18 protein-coding genes and 1 pseudogene are annotated in these 24,003 nt (G+C 73.0%); 9 read left to right on the forward strand and 10 right to left on the reverse strand.

Going from position 1 to position 24,003, the window contains the following annotated elements; genetic code table 11:
• Position 1: 1 nt before the first annotated feature.
• Together IE329_RS07230 and IE329_RS41420 are read right to left on the reverse strand one after the other, a co-directional pair.
• The gene (locus IE329_RS07230; RefSeq protein WP_190209980.1) at positions 2-361 is read right to left on the reverse strand and encodes a histidine triad nucleotide-binding protein; all 360 of its coding nucleotides are present in this window, start codon (positions 359-361) and stop codon (positions 2-4) included.
• Between the two features lie 42 nt (positions 362-403).
• Positions 404-793: an RDD family protein gene (locus tag IE329_RS41420; RefSeq protein ID WP_190209981.1), complete on the reverse strand. Its 390-nt coding sequence runs from the start codon at positions 791-793 to the stop codon at positions 404-406.
• A 48-nt stretch (positions 794-841) separates the two neighbouring features.
• On the opposite strand from IE329_RS41420, the gene IE329_RS07240 reads away from it, so the two are divergent.
• On the forward strand, positions 842-1,129 hold the full coding sequence (locus IE329_RS07240) for a hypothetical protein (RefSeq protein WP_190209982.1): 288 nt from the start codon (positions 842-844) through the stop codon (positions 1,127-1,129).
• 110 nt (positions 1,130-1,239) lie between these two features.
• Here the strand turns inward: IE329_RS07240 and IE329_RS07245 are convergent, their stop codons facing one another.
• The 4 genes from IE329_RS07245 to hrcA form a co-directional block, all read right to left on the reverse strand.
• Entirely contained in the window at positions 1,240-4,467 is a 3,228-nt protein-coding gene (locus IE329_RS07245; protein WP_190209983.1) for a S41 family peptidase, read from the reverse strand.
• A 188-nt stretch (positions 4,468-4,655) separates the two neighbouring features.
• A complete protein-coding gene (locus IE329_RS07250) occupies positions 4,656-5,405 on the reverse strand; it encodes a 16S rRNA (uracil(1498)-N(3))-methyltransferase (RefSeq protein ID WP_190209984.1) in 750 nt (249 codons plus the stop codon).
• Positions 5,406-5,734: 329 nt separating this feature from the next.
• The gene (gene dnaJ / locus IE329_RS07255; protein ID WP_190209985.1) at positions 5,735-6,877 is read right to left on the reverse strand and encodes a molecular chaperone DnaJ; all 1,143 of its coding nucleotides are present in this window, start codon (positions 6,875-6,877) and stop codon (positions 5,735-5,737) included.
• Positions 6,878-6,950: 73 nt separating this feature from the next.
• On the reverse strand, positions 6,951-8,042 hold the full coding sequence (hrcA, locus tag IE329_RS07260; RefSeq protein WP_079198337.1) for a heat-inducible transcriptional repressor HrcA: 1,092 nt from the start codon (positions 8,040-8,042) through the stop codon (positions 6,951-6,953).
• A 253-nt stretch (positions 8,043-8,295) separates the two neighbouring features.
• On the opposite strand from hrcA, the gene htpX reads away from it, so the two are divergent.
• The 3 genes from htpX to IE329_RS07275 all read left to right on the forward strand — a co-directional run bounded on the left by htpX (position 8,296) and on the right by IE329_RS07275 (position 10,895).
• Complete coding sequence (gene htpX, locus IE329_RS07265) at positions 8,296-9,216, forward strand: zinc metalloprotease HtpX (RefSeq protein WP_190209986.1); 921 nt, start codon at positions 8,296-8,298, stop codon at positions 9,214-9,216.
• 64 nt (positions 9,217-9,280) lie between these two features.
• Positions 9,281-9,865, forward strand: a complete 585-nt coding sequence (gene pspAB / locus IE329_RS07270; protein ID WP_190209987.1) for a PspA-associated protein PspAB — start codon at positions 9,281-9,283, stop codon at positions 9,863-9,865.
• 193 nt (positions 9,866-10,058) lie between these two features.
• Positions 10,059-10,895, forward strand: coding sequence for a DUF3097 domain-containing protein (locus IE329_RS07275; RefSeq protein WP_190209988.1), 837 nt, complete (start codon positions 10,059-10,061; stop codon positions 10,893-10,895).
• A 145-nt stretch (positions 10,896-11,040) separates the two neighbouring features.
• Here the strand turns inward: IE329_RS07275 and hemW are convergent, their stop codons facing one another.
• Entirely contained in the window at positions 11,041-12,270 is a 1,230-nt protein-coding gene (gene hemW, locus IE329_RS07280; protein ID WP_190209989.1) for a radical SAM family heme chaperone HemW, read from the reverse strand.
• A 77-nt stretch (positions 12,271-12,347) separates the two neighbouring features.
• Positions 12,348-14,270, reverse strand: a complete 1,923-nt coding sequence (locus IE329_RS07285; protein ID WP_229927237.1) for an AMP-dependent synthetase/ligase — start codon at positions 14,268-14,270, stop codon at positions 12,348-12,350.
• Between the two features lie 276 nt (positions 14,271-14,546).
• Here IE329_RS07285 and IE329_RS07290 point away from each other — a divergent pair, with 276 nt between their 5' ends.
• The 3 genes from IE329_RS07290 to IE329_RS07300 all read left to right on the forward strand — a co-directional run bounded on the left by IE329_RS07290 (position 14,547) and on the right by IE329_RS07300 (position 19,237).
• Entirely contained in the window at positions 14,547-16,280 is a 1,734-nt protein-coding gene (locus IE329_RS07290) for an ABC transporter ATP-binding protein (RefSeq protein WP_190210098.1), read from the forward strand.
• 194 nt (positions 16,281-16,474) lie between these two features.
• Positions 16,475-18,376 carry an ABC transporter ATP-binding protein gene (locus IE329_RS07295; RefSeq protein ID WP_190210099.1) on the forward strand — a complete coding sequence of 634 codons (1,902 nt, stop codon included), beginning with the start codon at positions 16,475-16,477 and terminating at the stop codon, positions 18,374-18,376.
• 267 nt (positions 18,377-18,643) lie between these two features.
• Complete coding sequence (locus IE329_RS07300; RefSeq protein ID WP_190209990.1) at positions 18,644-19,237, forward strand: hypothetical protein; 594 nt, start codon at positions 18,644-18,646, stop codon at positions 19,235-19,237.
• 120 nt (positions 19,238-19,357) lie between these two features.
• Here the strand turns inward: IE329_RS07300 and lepA are convergent, their stop codons facing one another.
• Positions 19,358-21,226 (reverse strand): translation elongation factor 4, encoded by a 1,869-nt coding sequence (gene lepA, locus IE329_RS07305; protein WP_190209991.1) that lies wholly within the window; start codon positions 21,224-21,226, stop codon positions 19,358-19,360.
• Positions 21,227-21,426: 200 nt separating this feature from the next.
• Here lepA and IE329_RS07310 point away from each other — a divergent pair, with 200 nt between their 5' ends.
• Entirely contained in the window at positions 21,427-21,732 is a 306-nt protein-coding gene (locus tag IE329_RS07310) for an antibiotic biosynthesis monooxygenase family protein (protein ID WP_190209992.1), read from the forward strand.
• 223 nt (positions 21,733-21,955) lie between these two features.
• Complete coding sequence (gene rpsT / locus IE329_RS07315) at positions 21,956-22,225, forward strand: 30S ribosomal protein S20 (RefSeq protein ID WP_190209993.1); 270 nt, start codon at positions 21,956-21,958, stop codon at positions 22,223-22,225.
• Between the two features lie 584 nt (positions 22,226-22,809).
• On the opposite strand, the pseudogene IE329_RS07320 reads toward rpsT, so the two are convergent.
• Positions 22,810-23,998: pseudogene (locus IE329_RS07320) on the reverse strand (RNA polymerase sigma factor).
• Positions 23,999-24,003: the final 5 nt, after the last annotated feature.

The following is a 24,003-nucleotide window of genomic DNA, read 5'->3' on the forward strand; positions in this document are numbered from 1 at the left end:
GTCAGACCAGGCCCTCACGCAGCGGCGTGCCGCCGAGCACGTGGACGTGCGCGTGGAAGACGGTCTGCCCGGCGCCGGCGCCGGTGTTGAAGATCAGCCGGTAGCCGGCCCCGTCGATCTTCTCGTCGGCCGCCACCTCGCCCGCCTCGACCAGCAGTTCGGCGGCCAGCGCGGGTTCCGCGGCGGCCAGCGCGGCCGCGTTCGGGTAGTGCGCCCTGGGGATCACCAGGACGTGGGTCGGGGCCTGCGGGCTGATGTCCCGGAACGCGATGGTGCGCTCGTTCTGCCGGACCACCGTCGCCGGGATCTCCCCCGCCACGATCTTGCAGAACAGGCAGTCGGACTGCGGCTCGCCGGACATCGGTGTCTCCTCGCGGAATCGGGTCGGGGCTACGGCCGCATGCTAGCCGAGCAGTCCGGCCCGCTGCTCCCACCCGGCCAGGTCCTTGCGGCGCACGACCCGTACGCCGCAGGCCTCCGCCGGCTCCAGCTCCTCGACCATCAGGCCGATCGGGATCAGCACGAAGCCGAGCAGCCAGCGCCTGGTCAGGCGCCAGGTGCCGGGCCGGCCGACGTCCTTGTACCGGATCACCCGCGCGGCCAGCAGGCCCTTGCCCAGGCTGAAGCCGAGCAACCGGGCGAGCACCACGTGGTTGACGAAGGAGAAGCCGACCGCCACCGCGAGCAGCAGGCCGAAGTAGTCGCCCACCGAACCGCCGTGCTGCGAGGAGGACTTGGCCGCCGCGAACCCGGCCACCAGGGCGAAGACCCCGTCGAGGAGGGCGGCCAGCATCCGGCGGCCGTCCCCGGCCTCGGCCGGCGCCGGCGGGCACTGCGGGCCGTGACCGGGGTGGGGGTGCTGGGGGTGGGGGTGCTGACCGGCGTACGGCTGCTGGGGGTACGGCTGCTGACCGGCGTACGACTGCTGGGGGTACGGCTGCTGACCGGCGTACGGCTGCTGGGGGTACGGCTGCTGACCGGCGTACGGCTGCTGGGGGTACGGCTGCGGCTGCTGGGCGTAGGGCTGTGCGGGGTACGCCTGCGGCAGGTACGGCTGCGCCGGCGGCCCGTACGGGCCGGGTGCCGGGTACTGGTACGGACCCTGGCCGGATTGACCCTGCGGGTGTGACTGTGCCATCTCGCTGCCCCCGTTGCGCGGTGATCATGGATCAGCCACGCATCCTAACCGGCGCCCGCCGGGCGGGAGGCCTGCTCCCGCCCGGCGGACCGCCGGCCCGGCTACAGCCCGGGCACCGGCGGCGGGGTCTTCGCCGGGTTCTCCGCCAGGGCGGCCAGGGCCAGCCGGACGCCCTCGGCGAGCTGCGGGTCCTCGCCGGCCGCGTACTGGTGCGGGGCGATCGGCACCTCGACGTCCGGGTCGACCCCGTGGTTCTCCACGCCCCAGCCGTAACCCTCCAGCCAGAAGGCGTACTTGGGCTGGGTCACGCCGGTGCCGTCGACCAGGCTGTACTTACTGTCGATGCCGATCACACCGCCCCAGGTGCGGGTGCCGACCACCGGGCCGATCTTCAGCGCCTGGATCGCGGCGTTGACGATGTCGCCGTCCGAGCCGGAGAACTCGTTGGCCAGCGCCACCACCGGGCCGCGCGGGGCGTCGCCCGGGTACGGGTCGGCGCCCGCCACGTCCCGCGCGCGGTCCCAGCCGATGATCTTCCGGTTGAGCTTCTCGATCACCAGCTGGGAGGTGTGGCCCCCGCGGTTCTCCCGCAGGTCGACCACCACGCCCTCCTTGGCCATCTCGACCCGCAGGTCGCGGTGCAGCTGCGCCCAGCCGGCACTGACCATGTCCGGGACGTGCAGGTAGCCCAGCCGGCCGCCGGACAGCTCCCGGACGGCGGCCCGGCGCCCGGCGACCCAGTCGTGGTAGCGCAGCGCCTCCTCGTCCGCCAGCGGCACCACCACCGGGTACCGCTGGTCGGTGCCGTCCTTGCCCGCGACGGTCAGCTCGACCGGCTGGCCGGCCGTACCGGCGAGCAGCGGCGCCGGGCCGGTGACCGGGTCCACCGGGCGGCCGTTGACGGCCAGCACCGCGTCACCCGGGCGGACGGCGGCGCCCGGCGCGGCCAGCGGCGAGCGGGCCCGCGGGTCGGAGGACTCGCCGGGCAGGATCCGCTCGATCCGCCAGACCTCGCCGTCCTTGACCAGGTCCGCGCCGAGCAGGCCCTGCCGGCGGGCGGCCTCGGTGCCGGTGCCGTGCGGGGTCACGTACGCGTGCGAGGTGCCCAGCTCGCCCTGGACCTCCCAGAGCAGGTCGACCAGGTCGTCGTGCGAGCCGAGCCGCTCCACCAGCGGCCGGTAGCGGGCCAGCGCGCCCGCCCAGTCGAAGCCGCCCATGTCCGCGCGCCAGAAGTTGTCGCGCATGATGCGGCCGTTCTCGTCGAACATCTGCCGCCACTCGGCCGCCGGGTCGACGGTGACCCGCAGCCGGGAGAGGTCCACGTCGGTCTCGTCGTCCTCCCCCGCCGCCTTGTGGTCGGCCGGGACGATCCGCAGCTGCCCCTCGTCCAGCACCGCCAGCCGGCCGCCGTCCCCGGTGACGGAGAACGAGTCCAGTCCGGTGACCAGCTCCTCGGCGCGCAGCTTCTTGAAGTCGAACCGCTCCAGCACCGGGCGCGGCCGCTCGTCCTCCAGCGAGGCCGCCTCGTCGCCGAGCTCGCCGACCAGCGGCAGCCTGGTCCAGAGCACGCCGTCCTTGGCCGCGCGCAGGCTGCCGAACCGGCCGCCCTCGACCGGGAAGGGGATGATCCGGTCCGCGATGCCGTCCAGGTCGACCCGGGTGACGGGGGTCGCGTCGGCGCCCTCCTCGGCGTCCGCCTTCTTGCCCTTCGCCTCGTCGTCCTCGCCGCCGAACGGCCGGCCCGCCCGCTGCGGGCCGAACGGGGACGGAGTGTCGGCGGCCAGCGTGATCAGGTACGGACGGCAGCCGTTGGGGAACGACAGGTCGAAGACGTGCGCGTCGTACACCGGGTCGAAGTTGCGCACCGACAGGAACGCCAGGTGCTTGCCGTCCGCCGTGAAGGCCGGCGAGGTGTCGACGAACCGCTGCGGGGTGGCCTCGCCGACCGTCCGGGTGGCCAGGTTCGCGAGCACGATCTGGCGCAGCGACCACGGCCCGAGCGCGGGCTGCGACCAGGCCAGCCAGGCCGAGTCGGGGCTGAACACCAGCCCGTTGACCTCACCGTCGGTGCTGCGGGCCAGCTCGTGCACGGCGCCGTCGGCGAGCGTGACCAGCAGGACCCGGCCGTCGTGCGAGGCCACCGCGAGCTGCTTGCCGTCCGGCGAGACGACCAGGCCGAGCACCCGGCCGAGCTGCCCGGCGGCCAGCCGGCGGCGCTCCGCGCCGAGCACCGCCGGGGCGTACTCGACGGCGTCGTCGCCCTCGGCGTCGGTCACCCAGAGCACGCCCTGGGCGCCGTCCTCGCCCGGTACCACCCGGGCCAGCCGGGCCCGGACCCCCGGCGTCTCGTCCAGCACCCGGGCCGGGCCCTCACGGTGCGTCAGCCAGTGCACGCTGCCGCGGACCACCACGGCGCTGGCCCGACCGGTGCGGTCCGGGGCCGCGCTCGACAGCCAGTGCGCGGCACTGACCGGGCGCGGCCGGCGGCCGGTCGCGGGGCCGGCCAGCCGGATGTCGAGGCGGCGCGGCTCGGCGCCGTCCAGGTCGTCCAGGATCCAGAGGTCGCCCGCGCTGTGCCAGACCACCCGGGTGCCGTCGGTGCCGGCGTTGCGGGCGTAGAAGCCGTCCTCGGCGGTGGTGTGGGCGCGCAGGTCGCCGCCGTCGGGGAGGCTGGAGTACAGCCGGCCGACGCCCTCGTGGTCGGAGAGGAAGGCGATCCGGCCGCCGACCCAGAGCGGGGACTCGATGTTGCCGCCCAGCCCGGCGTGCACCCGGGCGAACTCCTCGGTGCCGATCCACAGCTTGCCGGCGGTGCCGCCGCGGTAGCGCTTCCAGTGCGCGGGCTCGCGGCTCCAGGCCGACAGCAGCAGCACCCGGTCGCCGCCGGGCTCCGGCGCCAGGCCGCCGACCGGCCCGTACGGCAGGCGGGCGGGCTCGCCGCCGTCCAGCGGGACGGCGAACGCCCAGCTGCGCCGCAGGGTGGCCTGACCGGCCGTGGTGGTGGCGATCGGACGGCCGTCCGCCGTCCAGCCGCGCATCCTGGTCTGGCCGCTGCCCCAGTACGTCAGCCGCCGGGCCGGGCCGCCCTCGACCGGCGCCAGGTGGATCTCGGGGGCGCCGTCGCGGGTCGACGCCCAGGCGATGTGCCGGCCGTCCGGGGAGAATCTGGGGTGCGAGACCGGGACCTGATCGGCGGTCAGCCGCCAGGCCCGGCCACCGTCCAGCGGGGCCAGCCAGATGTCGTTCTCGGCGACGAAGGTGATCAGGTCGCCGTGCAGGTGGGGGTGGCGCAGGTACGCGCCCGCGAGGGTGCTGTGGGGTTCGGTCACGGCGTCACTTTATGCATGTGCACGCACAGTGCGAAGCGTTTTCTTCGACAGCGAACCCGGGCGGGCGGACCCGTCCCGGTCCCGGTCGCGCTCCCGGTCCCGGCCCCGGCCGGAGCACCGGCGGAGCCCGTCCGGCGGGCGGCCGTTCGTGTCCGCCCGGACGGCCGGTGGGCCGGGTCGGCACCGGCTCAGGACCAGCGCCCGGTCCGTCCCAGCAGCAGGGCTCCGGCCGCCACCCCCGCCGTCGAGGTGCGCAGCACGGACGGGCCGAGCCGGTACGGCCCCGCGCCGGCCTCGGCGAAGGCGGCCAGCTCCTCCGGGGAGACCCCGCCCTCGGGGCCGACGATCAGCACCAGGTCGCCGGCGGGCGGCAGCGCGGCGGCGGCGAGCGGCGCGGCGCCGTCCTCGTGCAGCACGGCGGCGAACGCGGCCCCGGCCAGCAGCGGCGCCAGCTGGCGGGTCGTCATCGGCTCGCGGACCTCGGGGAACCGCAGCCGGCGGGACTGCTTGCCCGCCTCCCGCGCGGTGGCCCGCCACTTGGCGAGCGCCTTGGCGCCGCGGTCGCCCTTCCACTGGGTGATGCAGCGGGAGGCCGGCCACGGGACCACCACGTCGACGCCGACCTCGGTCATCGTCTCGACCGCGAGTTCGCCCCGGTCGCCCTTGGGCAGGGCCTGCACGACGACGATCCGCGGGGACGGCTCGGGCTCGCGGCGCACCGCGACGACCGTGACGTCGATCGCGTCCTTGCCGTGCACGGCCGCGACGGTGCCGTCGACGCCGAGGCCGAGACCGTCGGCGAGGGTGACCGCCTCGCCGGGCTCAAGCCGCTTCACGGCGGCGGCGTGCCGGCCCTCGGGGCCGTCCAGGCGGACCAGCGTGCCGGCGGCGGCGCCTTCGAGCCGTGCGGAGTCGGTGACGAACACGGGTGCGGTCATCGGGGTCTGCCTCCGGGGCTGGCGCTGCGGTGCTGGTGCTCGGGCGTGGGGCTGTGCGGGCGGGGCTGCGGGGCTGGAACTGTGCGGGCGGGGCTGCGGGCGGGGCGCCGCGGGGTGCCGCTCACGGGGCGGACGGTTCACCCGGCTGGCGGCTCGGGGGCGCTCACGGGCCCGCCGGGGAGCGCGGACCGGCGCACCGGCGGGCGAGGCGCACCGGGGGCGCGCGCCTGCCGGTCCGCGCGGGGGGTGACAGCGGCCCGCGCCCCCGTCGTACGGGGTCACGGGCCGCTGCCGCGCCCTGCGCGGGCCGCTCGGACGGGCTCGACGGCTCAGCGGCCGTTGAAGGCGTCCTTCAGCCGCGAGAACAGGCCCTGCTGACCGGGGGCGAAGGTCCCCGAGGGGCGCTCCTCGCCACGCAGCAACGCCAGCCGGCGTAGCAGCTCCTCCTGCTCGGGGTCGAGCTTGGTGGGCGTCTGCACCTCGACATGCACTATCAAGTCGCCCCGGCCGCCGCCGCGGAGGTGGGTGATGCCCCGCCCGTGCAGCGGGATCGACTGGCCGGACTGGGTGCCGGGCCGGATGTCGACCTCCTCCAGCCCGTCCAGGGTCTGCAGCGGCACCTGGGTGCCGAGCGAGGCCGCGGTCATCGGGATGGTGACCGTGCAGTGCAGGTCGTCCCCGCGCCGCTGGAAGGTCGGGTGGGCGGTCTCGGCGATCTCGACGTAGAGGTCGCCGGCCGGGCCGCCGCCGGGGCCGACCTCGCCCTCGCCGGCCAGCTGGATCCGGGTGCCGTTGTCGACCCCGGCCGGGATCTTGACGGTGAGCGTGCGGCGGGCGCGGACCCGGCCGTCCCCCGCGCACTCGGGGCACGGGGTGGGCACGACGGTGCCGAAGCCCTGGCACTGCGGGCACGGGCGGGAGGTCATGACCTGGCCCAGGAAGGACCGGGTGACCTGCGAGACCTCGCCCTTGCCGCGGCACATGTCACAGGTCTGCGCGGAGGTGCCCGGGGCCGCCCCCTCGCCGGAGCAGGTGGTGCAGGTCACCGCGGTGTCGACCTGGAGTTCCTTGGTGGTGCCGAACGCGGCCTCCTCCAGGGTGATCTCCAGCCGGATCATCGCGTCCTGGCCGCGCCGGGTGCGCGAGCGGGGCCCGCGCTGCCCGGAGGCGGCTCCGAAGAACGCGTCCATGATGTCGGAGAAGCCGAATCCGGCCGCGCCCGCGCCGAACCCGCCCGCGCCGCCGCCGCCGTTCGGGGAGAGGGGGTCGCCGCCGAGGTCGTAGACCTGGCGCTTGGCCGGGTCCGAGAGCACCTCGTAGGCGGCGTTGATCTCCTTGAACCGCTCCTGCGTCTTCGGGTCCGGGTTGACGTCCGGGTGCAGTTCACGGGCAAGGCGCCGGAACGCCTTCTTGATCTCGTCCTGCCCCGCATCCCGTCGGACGCCGAGTACCGCGTAGTAGTCCGTGGCCACCAAATGCTCCGCTTGTTCCGCCTCTAGAAGTGCTGCGACTGGTTGTCACCGTTGGAGGTCCAACGGCGCTGTTCTACGACTCGGCCAGGATCTGACCCACGTACCGTGCCACCGCTCGCACCGCCCCCATTGTGCCCGGGTAGTCCATCCGGGTCGGACCGATCACGCCCAGCTTCGCCACACTCTCGTCGCCCGAACCGTAACCGACCGAGACGACCGAGGTGGAATTGAGCCCTTCGTACGCGTTCTCCCGGCCGATCCGGACCATCATCCCGGCGTCGCCGGTCTCACCCAGCAGGCGGAGCAGGACGACCTGCTCCTCCAGCGCCTCCAGCACCGGCTGGATGGTGAGCGGGAAGTCGTGCCCGAAGCGGGTCAGGTTGGCCGTGCCGGCCAGCATGATCCGCTCCTCGTTCTGCTCGGCGAGCGCCTCGAAGAGGGTCGCCAGCACCGTGGTGACGGTCGGCCGGTCGGTCGCCTCGAAGGCGGCCGGCAGGGCCTCCAGGAGCTCGGGGACGTCCGGCAGGCGCTGCCCGACGGCCCGGGCGTTGATCCGGGCCCGCAGGTCCGCCAGGACGGTCTCGCCCACCGTGCCGGGACAGTCGACCATCCGCTGCTCGACCCGGCCGGTGTTGGTGATCAGGACGAGCATCACCTTGGCCGGCGCCAGCGCGACCAGCTCGATGTGCCGCACGGTCGAGCGCGAGAGCGAGGGGTACTGCACGACGGCGACCTGCCGGGTCAGCTGCGCGAGCAGCCGCACCGTACGGGCGACCACGTCGTCCAGGTCCACCGCGCCGTCCAGGAAGTGCCGGATCGCGCGCCGCTCGGGCGCGGTCATCGGCTTGACCTCGGCGAGGCGGTCCACGAAGAGCCGGTAGCCCTTGTCGGTGGGGATCCGTCCGGCGCTGGTGTGCGGCTGCTGGATGTAGCCGTCCTCCTCCAGGGCCGCCATGTCGTTGCGCACGGTCGCCGGGGAGACCCCGAGGCTGTGCCGCTCGACCAGGGCCTTGGAGCCGACCGGCTCCTCGGTGCCGACGTAGTCCTGGACGATCGCGCGCAGCACCGCGAGCTTGCGGTCGTCCAGCGGACGCACGTCGAGCTGCCTGCCGTCGAGGTGCCTGGTGTCGGACTTGCGATCGTCCGCCCTGCGGTCGTTGGCCATGGGCACGCACCTCCGTCTTCGCACGTTGTCCGTTATGACTCGGTCTGGGTCACCCGGTGGATCACCCGCTGTGGTCCGCCTGGCACTCAGGACAGTCGAGTGCCAGAACCGTACCTGCCAGTGTAAGGCCCGGGCCCGACGGCAGGAACGGCCCGTAGGTGGTGATCCTGCACGCACCGCCCCGCGCGGGGTGATGCCGCCCGCCCCGCCAGGTGGCAGCATCGAAGGCAACCGGCGAATGCGAGGAGCAGCGATGTCGACCTCAGGCCAGCACACCCGTTTCGCGCCCGACCGTGGACTGACCGGCCGGATGGTCGCCACGATGTTCGTGATCGGCCTCCTGTACGTGGGCTTCACCGGAGTGCTCATCGTGCTGCTGCGCGGGGCCTGGCCGATCATCGTGCTGATCTCGGGCGGCCTGTTCGTCGCCCAGTTCTGGTTCAGCGACAAGATCACCGAGCGGGCGATGGGCGCCCACGAGGTCACCCCCGAGCAGTACCCCCAGCTGCACGGGACCATTGACCGGCTCTGCGCGCTGGCCGACATGCCCAAACCCAGGGTGGCCGTCTCGCAGAACGACATGCCGAACGCCTTCGCCACCGGCCGCAAACCCGAGAAGTCCGTGGTCTGCGTCACCACCGGCCTGCTGCGCCGGCTGGAACCGGAGGAGCTGGAGGGCGTCCTCGCCCACGAGCTCTCGCACGTCGCCCACCGGGACGTCGCGGTCATGACGGTCGCCGGATTCCTCGGCGTGCTGGCCGGCGCGATGACCCGGATGGCCATGTACAGCGGGCTGATGGGCGGCAACCGCAACAGCAACGACCAGAACGCCGCCATCGCGATGCTGATCATCCCGCTGGTCTCGATGGTCGTGTACGTGATCAGCTTCCTGCTGACCCGGCTGCTGTCCCGCTACCGCGAGCTGGCCGCCGACCGGGCCGCCGCCCAGCTGACCGGCCGCCCCAGCGCCCTGGCCTCCGCCCTGACCAAGGTGACCGGCCAGATCGCCGCCATCCCCACCAGGGACCTGCGCCAGGCGCAGCCGTACAACGCCTTCTACTTCGCCCCCGCGCTGAGCGCCCGGGAGGCCGCCGGCCAGTTGCTCTCCACCCACCCGTCGCTGGAGAAGCGGCTGGAGCAGCTCGCGCGGATCTCGACCGACCTCAACCGCTGACCGCCCGGGAGCAGCGGATCCCGTAAGGCCCGATCCCTCGCCCGATCGACCGTGGAGGAGCCCGATGGGATTCCTGGACACCCTGTTCGGCCGCAGCAAGCCCGTCCGGCCCGACCTCGACCAGCTCTTCGGCGTGCCGTCGGCGGCGCTGACCCTGGAGGCCGCCGCCGGGTTCCGGCCCACCGGGCTCGGCTCGGTCTGCTTCGCGGCCGTCGAGGGCGGCGCCTTCGGCGAGGTGGAGCGGCAGGTGCGCGAACTGCTGGACGCCGACACCGACCGCGGCGGCGTCCCGGTGGAGGCGAGCCAGGACGGCTACGGCTACTCCTGGCTGCTGGCCCGGCACACCCCCGAGGAGCTGCCGGAGCTGGTCAACGACCTGCACGCGGTCAACAGCGAGCTGGAGGCGAACGGCTTCGGCCCGCAGCTGCTCTGCTCGCTCGTGGGGTTCCGCAACGACGCCGGCCAGGCACTCGCGCTGGTCTACCTCTACAAGCGCGGGACCTTCTACCCGTTCGCGCCGATGCCCGGCGGCGGCGAGAAGCGCAACAGCCCGCTGGAGCTCCAGATCAAGGCGATGCTCGGCAACGACCTGCGGGTGGAGTCGGACCTCTCCCGCTGGTTCCCGGTCTGGGGCGCGCCGGGGCTCTGAGCCGGCCCGGATTCCCTGGCACGGGCGCCGTCCGGGCCCCCACGGCGTCGGCGACGCCGTACCGCTGACGCACCGTACGGCGCTGCTCGCGCGGCTCGCCGAGGTGCTGTCGGTGGTCGCGCCGTTCCTCGGGTGAGGCGCCGGGTGCGCGTGCCCGGCGGTGGGGTGACGGAGGGTTTCGTATAGTCCGAGGATGCGCAGCAGGAGTTACGGCCCGGACCTGACCCCGCCGTGGAAGCGGCAGCAGCCCGCCCCCGAGGTGCCCGCCGAGCGGGGCCTCGTGGTGGAGGAGGCGGCCACCGGCTTCTGCGGGGCGGTGGTGCGGTGCGAGAAGACGGCGGAGGGGCTGACGGTCACCCTGGAGGACCGCTTCGGCAAGCACCGGGTGTTCCCGATGGGCGCGCGCGGCTTCCTGCTGGAGGGCCGGGTGGTCACCCTGGTCCGGCCGGCCGGCGCGGCGCCCGCGCCGGCGAAGGGGCCGGGCCGGACGGCCTCCGGCTCGGTGGCCGTGCCCGGGGCCCGGGCCCGGGTCGCCCGCGAGTCGCGGATCTACGTGGAGGGCCGGCACGACGCCGAGCTGGTCGAACGGGTCTGGGGCGACGACCTGCGGATCGAGGGCGTGGTGGTGGAGTACCTGGAGGGCATCGACGACCTGCCCGCGATCGTGGCCGGGTTCTCCCCCGGCCCGGGCCGGCGCCTGGGCGTGCTGGTCGACCACCTGCTGCCGGGCACCAAGGAGCACCGGATCGCCGGCCAGGTCACCGGCTCCTCGGTGCTCGTCGTCGGCCACCCGTACATCGACGTCTGGGAGGCCGTGAAGCCCGCCAGCGTCGGCATCCCCGGCTGGCCGCAGGTGCCGCGCGGGGAGTCCTGGAAGGAGGGCGTCTGCCGCCGGCTCGGCTGGCCGGTGGACACCCCCGCCGCCTGGAAGCGGATCCTCGCCTCGGTGAACTCCTACCGGGACCTCGACCCGGCCCTGCTGGGCCGGGTCGAGGAACTGATCGACTTCGTGACGCTCACGGAGGACTGAGCGCCCTCGGACGTAGGTCTGGAACTCCGCGGTGTCGAGCGTCACCCCGAGCACGGCCGGCGGAACGGGGCCCCGAACCTGCTGGTCCGCTCGGAGCGCTAATCGGACAGGCCCGGGGCGACGGCTGCTCCCACGCTGACGGGACTCAGTCCACGAGGTCACGCACGACGCCGTCCGCCAGCAGCCGCCCCCGCAGGGTCAGCACGGCGCGGCCGGCCTCGAAGGCGGCGGGGTCGAGCAGGCCGTCGTCGAGCGCCCGGTGGGCGGCCTCCAGGCCGGCCGGGGCCAGCAGGGAGAGCGGGCAGCCCTCGACCAGCCGCAGCTCCAGCAGGATCCGCTCGACCCGGCGGTCCGCCGCCGGGAGCACCTCGCGGCCCTGGCCGGGCGTGCGGCCCTCGGCCAGCGCCTGGGCGTACGCGGCGGGGTGCTTGGCGTTCCACCAGCGGACGCCGCCGACGTGGCTGTGCGCGCCGGGGCCGGCGCCCCACCAGTCGGCGCCGGTCCAGTAGAGCTCGTTGTGGCGGCAGCGGGCGGCCTCGGAGGTGGCCCAGTTGGAGACCTCGTACCAGCCGAACCCGGCCTTGCCGAGCGCCTCGTCGGCGATCAGGTAACGGTCGGCGTGCACGTCGTCGTCGATCATCGGCAGCTCGCCGCGCTTGACCCGGGCGGCCAGCTTGGTGCCGTCCTCGACGATCAGCGAGTACGCGGAGACGTGGTCGGGGCCGGCGCCGATGGCGGCGTCCAGCGAGGCCCGCCAGTCGTCGTCGGACTCGCCGGGGGTGCCGTAGATCAGGTCGAGGTTGACGTGCTCGAAGCCGGCCTCCCGGGCCTCGGCGACGCAGGCCTCGGGCCGGCCCGGGGTGTGGTGGCGGTCGAGCAGCTCCAGGACCTGCGGGCGGGCGCTCTGCATGCCGAAGGAGATCCGGTTGAAGCCGCCCTCGCGCAGCTCGGCGAGGTAGGCGGGATCGACCGACTCCGGGTTGGCCTCGGTGGTGACCTCGGCGCCGGGCGCCAGGCCGAACTCCTCCCGGATCGCCGCGAGCATCCGCACCAGGTCACGGGCGGGCAGCAGGGTGGGGGTGCCGCCGCCGAGGAAGACCGTCCGCACCGGGAGGTCGGCGTCGCCGAGCACCGTCCGGGCGAGCCGGATCTCCGCCACCAGGTTGTCGGCGTAGGTCTCCTGCGAGGCGACCGTGCCCGAGGAGCGCAGCTCGGTGGCGGTGTAGGTGTTGAAGTCGCAGTAGCCGCAGCGGGTGGCGCAGTACGGCACGTGCACGTAGAACCCGAAGGGCCGCGCACCCAGTCCGTCGAGGGCGTGGGCGGGCAGGGAACCGTCGGACGGCACGGGTTCGCCGTCGGGGAGTGCGGAGGGCATTGGTCCATTGTCCCGTACGGCACGGGTGTGCCGTACGGGACGACGGAGGAGCGGCGGCGGAGCGGCGGACGGGCCGGTCAGGCCTCGACGGCGCCCGCGTACATCTGGGTCACCGCGTCGGCGTAGGTCTTCTCGACCACCGGCCGCTTGATCTTGAGGCTCGGGGTCAGCTCGCCGTGCTCGATGTCCAGGTCGCGCGGGAGCAGGGTGAACTTCTTCACCGTCTGCCAGCGCTGGAGATCGGTGTTCAGCCGCTGCACGAAGCCCTCGATCAGCTCGCGCACCTGCGGCGAGGAGACCACCTCGGCGTAGGACCGGCCGGCCAGCTCGTGCTCGGCGGCCCACGGCATGATCACCGCTTCGTCCAGGGCGATCAGCGCGGTGCAGTAGTTGCGGCCGTTGCCGATCACCAGGATGTTGCTGACGAACGGGCAGATCGCCTTGAACTTGCCCTCGACCTCGCTGGGCGCGACGTACTTGCCACCGGAGGTCTTGAACAGGTCCTTCTTGCGGTCGGTGATCCGCAGGAAGCCGTCCTCGGTCAGCTCGCCGATGTCCTCGGTGTGGAACCAGCCGTCCGGCTCCAGCACCTCCGCGGTCTTCTCCGGCAGGTTGTGGTAGCCGCGCATGACGCCCGGGCCGCGCAGCAGGATCTCGCCGTCCTCGGCGATCCGGACCTCGGTGCCCGGCAACGGCAGGCCGACGGTACCGATCCGGAAGTCCTCCGCACGGTTCACGCAGGACCCGGCGCTCGTCTCGGTGAGGCCGTAGCCCTCCAGGATCGGGACGCCGGCCCCGGCGAAGAAGTAGCCGATCTCGGGCGCCAGCGCGGCGCTGCCGGAGACCGAGCCGCGCATCCGGCCGCCGAAGGCCGCGCGGATCTTGGCGTAGACGAGCTTGTCGGCCAGCGCGTGCTGCAGGCCCAGCGCGAACGGCACCGACTCCCGGCCGGTGGCGATCCGGCTGGCCTGGGAGATCCTGGCGTGCTCGCGGGCGACCTTCGCCGCCCACTGGAAGATCTTGTACTTGGCGCCGCCCTCGGCCCGGGCCTTGCCGGCGATGCCGTTGTAGACCTTCTCGAAGATCCGCGGCGCCGAGGCCATCAGGGTCGGGCGGATCACCGGCAGGTTGTGGATGATCCGGTCGACCCGGCCGTCCAGGGCCATCACGTGACCGGTGGCGATCTGCCCGGAGATCAGGGTCTTGCCGAACACGTGCGACAGCGGCAGCCACATGAACTGGATGTCCTCGGCCCGCAGCAGCCCGCTGGCCTCCTGCGCCCGGCCCTCGTACGCCCAGCAGTCGTGCACCAGGCGCACGCCCTTGGGGCGGCCGGTGGTGCCGGAGGTGTAGATGAGGGTGGCCAGCTGCTCCTTGTCGATCGCCGCGACGGCCTTGTCCACGGCGTCGGCGTGCTCGGCCAGGTACTCGTTGCCGAGCCGCTCCAGCTCCGCGAAGGTGAGCACGGTCAGGCCGGCCGGCTCGGGGACCTCGGCGGGCGCGTCGAACAGGATGACGGTCTTCAGCTCCGGCAGGTGCTCCTGCTGGCTGACCGCCTTGTCCAGCTGGGCCGCGTTCTCCGCGAACAGGGCCTTCGAGCCGGAGTTCGACAGGATGAACGCCGTCTCGTCGGCGTTGGTGCTCGGGTAGACGGTGGTGGTGGCCGCACCGGCGCACATGTTCCCGAGGTCGGCGATGATCCACTCGACCCGGGTGGACGAGGAGAGCGCGACCCGGTCCTCGGCCTCGATGCCGAGCGACATCAGCCCGGCGGCCACGGCCTTCACCCGGGCGGCGGTCTGCGCCCAGGTCAGCGAGCGCCACTGCTCGGCGCCCGGGGCGCCGTCCGCGGCGTGCTCGTCGACCGGCACGGGGTAGCGGTAGGCCTCACCGTTGGGTGTCGCCGCCACCCGGTCGAGGAACAGGTGTGCGACGGAGGCGGGGCGCCCGGCGACGATGTCGACACTGCCGGAGCCGATCAGGGACTGCGCGGAACTCAACGAGACCTCCGGGGGCGGGTGGCCGAGGGTGAACGGTGACCGTGGGGGCGGCCGCCGGGCCGTCTTGTTAACCGACAAGTAACAAGGGGATGGCAGCAGCCTAGGGGGAAACCAGCCGTTCCGTAAGAGGGTGACTCCAGCTGGCACACCGGCGCGCCGCAAGTGCAATGTGCGCCACTAGTCTCAGGGTCGGACCGAGGCAATGCCGTTGTACGAGTCCCCCGAGGACCCAAAATTGGGATGCGAATCCCACTGTCGAGCATGAGAGTGTTGCCAGTGCTGATCAGACTGCTCAGGGCCCATTTGAAGCCCTACTCCCGACCGATCTCCCTGCTGGTGCTGCTCCAGCTGGTCTCCACCATCGCAGCGCTCTACCTGCCGACCCTGAACGCCGACATCATCGACGACGGCGTGGTGAAGGGCGACACCGGCTACATCCTGCAGATCGGTGCGGTGATGATCGCCGTCACCCTGGTCCAGGCGGCCTGCTCGATCGGCGCGGTGTACTACGGCGCGCGCACCGCGATGGCGGTCGGCCGCGACATCCGCGCCTCGGTCTTCGACCGGGTGCAGAGCTTCTCGGCCCGCGAACTCGGGCAGTTCGGCGCGCCCTCCCTGATCACCCGCACCACCAACGACGTGCAGCAGGTCCAGATGCTGGTCCTGATGGGCTTCAACCTGATGGTCGCCGCGCCGATCATGTGCTTCGGCGGCGTGCTGATGGCCCTCAACCAGGACGTCCCGCTGTCCGCGCTGCTGCTGGTCGTGGTGCCGCTGCTCGGCACCGTGGTCGTCCTGCTGGTGCGCCGGCTGCGGCCGCAGTTCCGCAGCATGCAGACGAAGATCGACACGGTCAACCGGGTGCTGCGCGAGCAGATCACCGGCATCCGGGTGATCCGCGCCTTCGTCAAGGACGGGCACGAGCAGGAACGCTTCGCCGGTGCCAACCAGGAGCTGACCGACGTCTCGCTGCGGGTCGGCAAGCTGATGGCGTTCATGTTCCCCAGCGTGATGTTCGTGGTGAACCTCTCCAGCGTCGCCGTGATGTGGTTCGGCGCCCACCGGATCGACAGCGGCGGGATGCAGATCGGCGCCCTCACCGCCTTCCTGTCCTACCTGATGCAGATCCTGATGAGCGTCATGATGGCCACCTTCATGTTCATGATGGTGCCGCGGGCCGAGGTCTGCGCGGAGCGGATCGAGGAGGTGCTGGGCACCGAGTCCAGCGTCGTCCCGCCCGCCGACCCGGTCACCGAGCTGCTGCGGCGCGGCAACCTGGAGCTGCGCAACGTCGAGTTCCGCTACCCGGGCGCCGAGGCACCGGTGCTGCGCGGCATCGACATCCTGGCCCGGCCCGGCGAGACCACCGCCGTGATCGGCTCCACCGGCAGCGGCAAGTCCACCCTGCTCGGCCTCGTCCCGCGGCTGATCGACGCCACCGGCGGCGAGGTGCTGCTGGACGGCGTGGACGTCCGCCGGCTGGCACCCGAGCTGATCGCCGAGACCGTCGGGCTGGTCCCGCAGAAGCCGTACCTGTTCTCCGGCACGGTGGCCGGAAACCTCCGCTACGGCCGGCCGGACGCGACCGACGAGGAGCTCTGGCACGCGCTGGAGGTCGCCCAGGCGAAGGAGTTCGTGGAGAAGTTCCCCGAGGGCCTGGACGCCCCGATCGCCCAGGGCGGCGGCAACGTCTCGGGCGGCCAGCGCCAGCGCCTGGCGATCGCCCGCGCCCTCGTCCGCAAGCCCGGCGTGTACCTCTTCGACGACTCGTTCTCGGCGCTCGACTACGCCACCGACGCGAAGCTGCGCAAGGCGCTCGCCCGGGAGACCGCCGAGGCGACGGTGCTGATCGTCGCCCAGCGGGTCAGCACCATCCGCGACGCCGACCGGATCATCGTCCTGGACGAGGGCGCCGTGGTCGGCGTCGGCACGCACCAGGAGCTGATGGCCGACAACCCGACATACCGGGAGATCGTGCTCTCCCAGCTCACCGAGCAGGAGGCGGCGTGACCACCCCGATGAACAAGGGCCCGCAGGACGGAGGCCCCGGGGGCGAGGTCCCCGGCGGCACCGGCCCGGCGGCGAGCGGCGGGGCGAACGGCGCGACCGGGAGCGGCGCGGCGGACGGCGCGGCGCCGAAGATCGCCGTCAGCGACTCGCAGACCGCCGCCGCCCGGCGCGGCCCGGCCGGCCCCGGCCGGTTCATGGGCGGCCAGGGCGCCGAGAAGTCGATGGACTTCAAGGGCTCCGGCAAGCGGCTGCTGAACCTGCTGCGCCCCGAGCGGGCGGCCATCGTCGGCGTGCTGGGCCTCGGGGTGCTGAGCATCGGCTGCGCCGTGGTCGGCCCCAAGGTGCTCGGCAACGCGACCGACCTGATCTTCGCCGGCGTGGTCGGCCGGCAGGCCCCGGCCGGCGAGACCAAGGCCCAGGTCCTGGACGGCCTGCGCGCGAACGGCCAGGGCGGCGTCGCCGACATGCTCAACTCGGTCGACTTCACCCCCGGCCAGGGCATGGACTTCGGTGCCATCGGCACCGTGCTGCTCTGGGTGCTGGCGATCTACGTCGCCTCCGCCGTGTTCGGCATCGTGCAGGGCCGGATCGCGGCCAACGCCATCCAGCGCACGGTCTTCCGGATGCGCGAGTCGGTGGACGCCAAGCTGTCCCGGCTGCCGCTGAGCTACTTCGACAAGCAGCCGCGCGGCGAGGTGCTCAGCCGGGTCACCAACGACATCGACAACATCGCCCAGTCGATGCAGCAGACCACCGGCCAGGTGGTGAACTCGACCCTCACCGTCGTGGGCGTGCTGGCCATGATGTTCTGGATCTCGCCGCTGCTGGCCCTGATCGCGCTGATCTCCGTCCCGGCCTCGATCGTGGTGGCGACCAAGGTCGGCAAGCGGGCGCAGCCGCAGTTCGTCTCGCAGTGGAAGACCACCGGCCAGCTGAACGGCCACATCGAGGAGATGTACACCGGCCACGCGCTGGTGAAGGTCTTCGGCCGGCAGAAGGAGTCCGCCGAGACCTTCCGCGAGCACAACGAGGCGCTGTACGCGTCGAGCTTCCGGGCCCAGTTCATCTCCGGGATCATCCAGCCCGCGATGATGCTGATCGGCAACCTGAACTACGTGCTGGTGGCCGTGGTCGGCGGCCTGCGGGTGGCGAGCGGCGCGCTGTCCATCGGTGACGTGCAGGCGTTCATCCAGTACTCCCGGCAGTTCAGCCAGCCGCTCACCCAGGTCGCCAGCATGGCCAACCTGGTGCAGTCCGGCGTCGCCTCGGCGGAGCGGGTCTTCGAGCTGCTGGACGCCCCCGAGCAGTCCGCCGAGCCCGTCCGGCCGGAGCGCCCGGCCGAGCTGCGCGGGCGGGTCGCCTTCGAGGACGTGGCGTTCCGCTACGACCCGGAGAAGCCGCTCATCGAGGACCTCTCGCTGAAGGTGGAGCCCGGCCACACGGTGGCCATCGTCGGCCCGACCGGCGCCGGCAAGACCACCCTGGTGAACCTGCTGATGCGGTTCTACGAGGTCAGCAGCGGCACGATCACCCTGGACGGGGTGGACATCGCCGCGATGACCCGTGAGGAGCTGCGGGCCGGCATCGGCATGGTGCTCCAGGACACCTGGCTGTTCGGCGGCACCATCGCGGAGAACATCGCGTACGGCGCCGACGGCGGCGCCACCCGCGAGCAGATCGTCGAGGCGGCGAAGGCCGCGCACGTCGACCGCTTCGTCCGCACCCTGCCGGACGGCTACGACACCGTCATCGACGACGAGGGCACCGGCGTCAGCGCCGGCGAGAAGCAGCTGATCACCATCGCCCGGGCCTTCCTGGCCGAGCCGAGCATCCTCGTCCTGGACGAGGCGACCAGCTCCGTCGACACCCGCACCGAGGTGCTGATCCAGCGGGCCATGGCCCGCCTGCGCAGCGGCCGGACCAGCTTCGTGATCGCCCACCGGCTCTCCACCATCCGGGACGCCGACGTGATCCTGGTGATGGAGAACGGCTCGATCGTCGAGCAGGGCTCGCACGACGACCTGATCGCCGTCGGCGGCGCCTACGCCCGCCTGTACAAGGCGCAGTTCGCCGAGGCGGTGGCCGAGGTCGACTGACCGCGGCGGCGGTCGCGGGCCGCGTCCCGCGACCGGGGAGCGAGGGGGAGGCCGGTACGACCGGTCTCCCCCTCGTCGTGTGCGGGCTCGCCACCTCGGGGGCCGGCCCCTCCTCGCGTGCGGCCCACTCCCCCGGGTGGGGGAACCCCTACCCGCGTGGGGCCTCCCCCGGCCCGGGACCGCCTCGGCGACCGGACGCGGGCCCGACCCAACCGGGGCCTGAAAAAGATCTTCCGTGCCGCCCCCGGCACTGCCACACTCGCACCCGTGCCAACACCCCAGGACGTCTACGAGACCCACTTCGGCTGGACCGGAAGGAGCACCCGCAAGGCCGTCACCAACGCCGTCTGCGCGCTGACCGGCCTGGTCGCGATCGCGATCGGCGCGGTCGTCAGAGGCACGGCCGGGCTGGTGCTGGTCGCCCTCGGTGCCCTCGCCCTGCTCACCGCGGGCGCCTCGCTCGCCCTCACCACGGCCGCGGTCCGCGGCGGCCGGACCGCCCTGCGGGTGGACCGCGACGGCATCCTGCTGGGCGGCTACCCCCTCCGGTACCAGGGCACCAGCGCGCTGGTGCCCTGGGGCGACATCGTCGGGGTGGAGCTCTGGGTCCAGCGGACCGGCACCATGTCGTACGTGGGCCTGCACCGGATCGAGGGCGCCCCGGACCTGCCGGACGCCACGACCGACCCCAGGGCCCTCCAGGTCACCGAACGGGCCGCCGGGAGGCCGATCGCGCTGGTGACCGCCAGCCGTCCGATCCACCACTGGGAACTCGACGTCCGACAGTTGCTGACCACCATCGCGCGGCACGCGCCGCAGGTGGTGATCACCGTCGACCCGGCCTTCCCCGGTGGTGCCTGAGCGCGGCCGGGGCCACGGGCAGGACCGCCCGGGCAACGGACGAGGGCGCCGCCGCCCCTGGCCGGGGTGACGGCGCCCTCGCGCGCTACCGGGGTCCGCCGACGGACACCGGCCCGCGGGCTACTTCTTTTCCTTCGGGGCGTCCGCGTCGGTGGACAGCGCGGCGATGAAGGCCTCCTGCGGGACCTCCACCCGGCCGACCATCTTCATCCGCTTCTTGCCCTCCTTCTGCTTCTCCAGCAGCTTGCGCTTACGCGAGATGTCACCGCCGTAGCACTTGGCGAGGACGTCCTTGCGGATCGCGCGGACGGTCTCACGGGCGATCACCCGCGAGCCGATGGCGGCCTGGATCGGCACCTCGAACTGCTGGCGCGGGATGAGCTTCTGCAGCTTGCCGGCCATCATGATGCCGTAGTTGTAGGCCTTGTCCTTGTGCACGATCGCGGAGAACGCGTCCACCGCGTCGCCGTGCAGCAGGATGTCGACCTTGACCAGGTCGGCCGTCTGCTCGCCGATCGGCTCGTAGTCGAAGGAGCCGTAGCCACGGGTCTTGGACTTCAGGATGTCGAAGAAGTCGAAGACGATCTCGGCCAGCGGCAGGGTGTAGCGCAGCTCCACCCGGTCCTCGGACAGGTAGTCCATGCCCTGCATGTTGCCGCGGCGGCTCTGGCAGAGCTCCATGACGGCACCGACGAACTCGTTCGGCACCAGGATGGACCCGCGGACCACCGGCTCGTGCACCTCGGAGATCTTGCCGGTCGGGAACTCGCTCGGGTTGGTGACGGTGTGCTCGGTGCCGTCCTCCATCACCACCCGGTAGACCACGTTGGGGGCGGTGGAGATCAGGTCCAGGTTGAACTCGCGCTCCAGCCGCTCCCGGACGATCTCCAGGTGCAGCAGGCCGAGGAAGCCGCAGCGGTAGCCGAAGCCCAGCGCGACCGAGGTCTCCGGCTCGTACACCAGGGCGGCGTCGTTGAGCTGGAGCTTGTCGAGGGCGTCGCGCAGCAGCGGGTAGTCGCTGCCATCCAGCGGGTAGAGGCCGGAGAACACCATCGGGCGCGGCTCCTTGTAGCCGCCCAGCGCCTCCGTCGCGCCCTTGTGCATCGAGGTGATGGTGTCGCCGACCTTGGACTGCCGGACGTCCTTCACACCGGTGATGATGTAGCCCACCTCGCCGACCCCGAGGCCGTCGGCGACCTTGGGCTCGGGCGAGATGACGCCGATCTCCAGCAGTTCGTGGGTCGCGCCGGTGGACATCATCTCGATCCGCTCACGCTTGGTGAGCTCACCGTCGACCACCCGGACGTAGGTGACCACGCCGCGGTAGGTGTCGTAGACCGAGTCGAAGATCATCGCGCGGGCCGGGGCGTTCTTGACGCCGACCGGGGCCGGGATCTTCTCGACCAGGTGGTCGAGCAGCTCCGGCACGCCGAGGCCGCTCTTGGCGCTGACCTTGAGGACGTCCTCCGGCTCGCAGCCGATGATGTGCGCGATCTCGGCGGCGTACTTCTCCGGCTGGGCGGCCGGCAGGTCGATCTTGTTCAGCACCGGGACGATGGTGAGGTTGTTCTCCAGCGCCAGGTACAGGTTGGCGAGGGTCTGCGCCTCGATGCCCTGGGCGGCGTCCACCACGAGGATGGTGCCCTCGCAGGCGGCGAGCGAACGGGACACCTCGTAGGTGAAGTCCACGTGGCCCGGGGTGTCGATCATGTTGAGGATGTGGGTCTTCCCCGCACCCTCCCCGACCGTCGGCGCCCAGGGGAGGCGGACCGCCTGCGACTTGATGGTGATACCGCGCTCGCGCTCGATGTCCATGCGGTCGAGGTACTGGGCACGCATCTGCCGGGGGTCGACGACGCCGGTGATCTGCAGCATCCGGTCGGCGAGGGTCGACTTGCCGTGGTCGATGTGGGCGATGATGCAGAAGTTGCGGATCAGCGCCGGGTCGGTACGGCTGGGCTGTGGCACATTGCTGGGGGTCGCGGGCACCTTGGTCCGATTCTCCGTTGGTCCGGGGGCCGGGCGCTCGCCCCCTCGCCGTCGCACTCGACGTCGGGCTGAGGAGCCGCTTCCCGGGGACCGGACGGTCTCGTCCGATCGATATGGCTCCGACCATCTTCCCACGACCGGGCATCGGGTCACCGTCCAGCCGGGAACCCGTCGCCGCAGCCGCTCCTAGACTGCCTCCCATGATCTTGGAAAGCGCACGGCTCGACGTCCTGTCCGGCCGCGAGGAGGACTTCCTCGCGGCGTTCACCGAGGCCAGGCCCCTGATCGCGGTCCAGCCGGGATTCCGCTCGCTGGAGCTGCGCCGCTGCCTGGACGAGGGCCGGGGCTCGCGCTTCCTGCTCCAGGTGGAGTGGGAGACTCTGGCCGACCACACCGAGGGCTTCCGCCGCTCCGCCGAGTACGAGCGCTGGCGCACCCTGCTGCACCCCTACTACTCGCCGTTCCCCGAGGTCGAGCACTACGGGGAGCCCGTGCTCACGGCGTAGCGCGGCACCGCCGGTGCGGAGCCCGCCGGACCGGGACGGGCGGGGCCCGGCACGTCCCGCGGGCCCCGCCGGTTTGGGGCGAGCCCCCCGCCCCTGGTAGCGTTGGCCGCTGCACCTGGCCCTGGCATGCCCTCTCAGCAGACCGGACCGTGCGGTGCTGCCTCCCCCGGTCTCGGCCGGGAGGTACCTCCAGAACCATTACGAACAAGACTGAGGCTCCTTCGTGGCGAACATCAAGTCCCAGATCAAGCGCAACAAGACCAACGAGAAGGCGCGCCTGCGCAACAAGGCCGTCAAGTCCTCGCTCAAGACCGCCCTGCGCAAGGCCCGCGAGGCCGCTGCCGCCGGCGAGACCGAGAAGGCCACCGTGCTGGCCCGCGAGGCCTCCAAGGCCCTCGACAAGGCCGTCAGCAAGGGCGTCATCCACGCCAACCAGGCCGCCAACAAGAAGTCGGCCATCACCAAGCGCGTCAACGCGGCCGCCCAGGCCTGACGCCCCGGGGCCGTCACGGCCCCACTCCCTCAGGTCGAACCGGCCCTCTACCCGGGACCCTGAGGCGCACAGACTCGTACCGCACGCGGCCTGCGTTCGCCACGCGGGTGCGGTGCACACAGCTCGACCGAAGCGCCGGCCCGCCGGCGCCTCCACCACTGCCCGCCAGGGATTCCCTGGCGGGCAGTGCGCGTTCTGCGGGCCCGACGCCGGTCGGGGCGGCCCGCCGGGCGGACGGGTCGGCCCCCTGGCGAGCCGGGACGGCCGGGGCGGTGTCGGGACGATGTCGGGGCGATGTCGGGACCGGCTTCGCCGGGCGGACGGGAGCCGGGGAGCGACCTCACCTGCACCGGCGGAACCACCTCACCCGGGCTCCGTCACGGTGGCCGTCACGGTGGCGGCGGGCGTCGCGGCCGGGCCGGCGCGCCGTCGGCGCCCTTGCCGTCCGGGACCGGTGCACCGCGGCCACCGACCAGTACCCGGTGCACCGGGGCCACCGACCAGTACCGGTGCACCGACGACACCCAGCGTGAGCTTCGCGCCCTCCGGCGTGCGGCGGGGCGCTGCGGACCGGGCGCGAGATGTCAGCGGGGCCGGTGGGCGTCGAGGCGGGTGTTGAGGCGGGCGGCCTGGCGCGTCAGGTGGTCGCGCTCGGCGAGGTTCGACGCCTCCCGGGCCGCCTCGGCATAGAGCCGGGCCGCTGTGGCCAGGTCGCCGTCGCGCTCGTGGAGGTACGCCGCCACCGCGGTGCGGCGCGGGACGGGGTGTCCCCCGTTCCGGGAGCGCGGAGAGGAGTCCTCCAGTGCCGCGAGCGCCGCCAGCCCGGCGCGCGGTCCGTCGGCCTCGCCGACGGCCACCGCGCGGTTGAGCCGGACGACCGGGCTGTCGGTCAGGCGGACGAGTTCGTCGTACCACTCGACGATCTGCACCCAGTCGGTCCTCCTCGGCGGTGGGAGCGTCGGCGTGCAGGGCCGCGACGGCGGCCTGCGCCTGGAACTCGCCCAGCTGGTCGCGGGCCAGGGCCGCCTGGAGGATCTCGACCCCCTCGGCGATCGACCCGGTGTCCCACCGGGTGCGGTCCTGCTCGGCGAGCGGCACCAGGCTGCCGTCGCGCGCCGTCCGGGAGTCGCGCCGGGCGTGGTGGAGCAGCATCAGGGCGAGCAGCCCCGCCACCTCGGGATGGTCGATCGCGGCCGCGAGCCGGCGGGTGAGCCGGATGGCCTCGGCGGCGAGGTCGACGTCGCCGGAGTAGCCCTCGTTGAACACCAGGTAGAGGACGCGCAGCACGGTCGCGACATCGCCGGGCCGGTCGAACCGCACGCCGGAGACGGTCCGCTTGGCCCGGCTGATGCGCTGCGCCATGGTCGCCTCCGGCACCAGGTAGGCGTCGGCGATCTGGCGGGTGGTCAGCCCGCCGACCGCCCGCAGCGTGAGCGCGACGGCGGACGACGGCGTCAGCGACGGGTGGGCGCACAGGAAGTAGAGCTGGAGCGTGTCGTCCACCGCCGGTGCGGGCCCGGGCGGCGGCTCCTCGTCGACGAGGAGCTCACGCCGGCGGCGGGCGGCGTCCGCCCTGGTCGCGTCGAGGAACCGGCGCCAGGCCACGGTGACCAGCCAGCCCTTCGGGTCCCGCGGACGGTCGGACGGCCAGACGCGGGCCGCCTCGACCAGGGCGTCCTGCACGGCGTCCTCGGCCGCCGCGAAGTCTGCTCCGCGGCGGACGAGGATGCCGAGCACGCCAGGGGTGAGGCTGCGCAGCAGTGCCTCGTCCATGGGCA

It is taken from the genome of Kitasatospora indigofera, assembly GCF_014655955.1.
GTDB lineage: Bacteria > Actinomycetota > Actinomycetes > Streptomycetales > Streptomycetaceae > Kitasatospora > Kitasatospora indigofera.

Excerpts from the sequence above, each read along its gene's own strand:
- hrcA (WP_079198337.1), bottom strand. The coding sequence starts at position 8,042 with ATGGCCAACGACCGCAGGGCGGACGATCGCAAGTCCGACACCAGGCAC.
- IE329_RS07310 (WP_190209992.1), top strand. The coding sequence starts at position 21,427 with ATGATCTTGGAAAGCGCACGGCTCGACGTCCTGTCCGGCCGCGAGGAG.
- pspAB (WP_190209987.1), top strand. The coding sequence starts at position 9,281 with ATGGGATTCCTGGACACCCTGTTCGGCCGCAGCAAGCCCGTCCGGCCC.
- hemW (WP_190209989.1), bottom strand. The coding sequence starts at position 12,270 with ATGCCCTCCGCACTCCCCGACGGCGAACCCGTGCCGTCCGACGGTTCC.
- IE329_RS07230 (WP_190209980.1), bottom strand. The coding sequence starts at position 361 with ATGTCCGGCGAGCCGCAGTCCGACTGCCTGTTCTGCAAGATCGTGGCG.
- IE329_RS07295 (WP_190210099.1), top strand. The coding sequence starts at position 16,475 with ATGGGCGGCCAGGGCGCCGAGAAGTCGATGGACTTCAAGGGCTCCGGC.
- IE329_RS07250 (WP_190209984.1), bottom strand. The coding sequence starts at position 5,405 with ATGACCGCACCCGTGTTCGTCACCGACTCCGCACGGCTCGAAGGCGCC.
- htpX (WP_190209986.1), top strand. The coding sequence starts at position 8,296 with ATGTCGACCTCAGGCCAGCACACCCGTTTCGCGCCCGACCGTGGACTG.
- IE329_RS07275 (WP_190209988.1), top strand. The coding sequence starts at position 10,059 with ATGCGCAGCAGGAGTTACGGCCCGGACCTGACCCCGCCGTGGAAGCGG.
- IE329_RS41420 (WP_190209981.1), bottom strand. The coding sequence starts at position 793 with ATGCTGGCCGCCCTCCTCGACGGGGTCTTCGCCCTGGTGGCCGGGTTC.